The sequence below is a fragment of the Streptomyces sp. PU-14G genome (assembly GCF_041028275.1).
Classification (GTDB): Bacteria; Actinomycetota; Actinomycetes; order Streptomycetales; family Streptomycetaceae; genus Streptomyces.
On record NZ_JASKYT010000689.1, the window covers coordinates 1 to 1,120 of the forward strand.

General features: G+C 73.0%; 2 protein-coding genes. Both read right to left on the reverse strand.

Going from position 1 to position 1,120, the window contains the following annotated elements; all coding sequences use genetic code 11:
- A partial coding sequence (locus AB8Z75_RS34735; protein ID WP_369209095.1) for a hypothetical protein occupies positions 1-484 on the reverse strand: 484 nt, incomplete at its 3' end.
- 154 nt (positions 485-638) lie between these two features.
- Positions 639-1,120 (reverse strand): FCD domain-containing protein (locus AB8Z75_RS34740; protein WP_369209097.1); only part of this gene is annotated, 482 nt, incomplete at its 5' end.

A 1,120-nucleotide genomic window follows, 5' to 3' on the forward strand; every position in this document is an offset into this window, starting at 1 on the left:
GGTTGTCGGGGTCGATGCCCAGGTGCGGTCCCACCAGGTGGAGTTCGCGCAGCAGGCCGTGGCTGGAGCCCAGCGGGCCGCCGCCCTCCAGCAGTTCGTCGTCGCACAGGGGGGCGGGGAAGTCGACCGGGATGTAGGTTCCGGCGTGGTCGTAGTGCCACACCAGGTGCGACTGCTGCGCCGTCTGCTCGAACATCTCCAGCAGTTGCTCGTAGTCGCTGCCCAACTCCCCCACGGGCGTGACCTCCAGGCCCGCTGCCAGCAGCAGGTAGGCGCGGCGCAGGTAGTGCAGTGCCTCGTAGTCGAATCCGGCGGCGGGGGCGACGTCGCCGGAGAGCCCCGGCATGTAGCCGAAGACGGGGACCGTGGGCAGTCCCGCTTCGGTGAGCACCCTGTCGTAGGTGGCGATCTCTTCGGAGAAGGGGTTGTCGGGACTGTGGCAGAGCACGTCGACGAGGGGTACCAGCCAGAGGTCACAGGCCAAGGGGCGCTCCTATACCGTCAGGGACCTGCAGTGCGCACAGCGTAGTGCTCCCCGCAGCACTGCGCCCTGCCTCTGCCGAGGCGGGATACCCGGGCGGGGCGGCTCTCAGTCGGTGGGAGCGCCCCCATCCGTGGCCTCGGCCGGCAGGGAGCGCTCAGTCCGTGTGCGCGTCCGTATGCGTGTCCGCATGCGCGTCCATGACGCCCACCTGCGCCAGCGCGTGCTGGTTGTAGGTGGCGAGGACGTCGCGGGCGGCGCGTGCGTCGCCCCTCTCGACGGCGTCGAGCAGGGCGTTGTGGCCCGACCACAGGCGACCGCGCAGGGTGGTCCGCGCGCGCAGGAGGGGGACGGCGAAGACCCAGCACTGGACGCGGAGTCTGTCGAGGAAGTCGCAGACGTAGGGGTTGCCGAGCAGGCCGCTCAGCTCCCGCCAGAAGCGCAGGTCGTAGGCGATGAGCACGTCGAGGTCCCCGGCGCGTGCGGCGCGTTCGGCGGCGTCGGCGCGGCGGCGTACGGACGCGAGGACCTCGGGCCGCAGCCCGTCCAGCGCGCGGCGGGCGGCCACCGACCCCGCGGTGGCGGCACCCGCGGTGGCCGCGGCCTCGGGGGGWYCCGCTGCSGYGCCGGGGCCGGGGC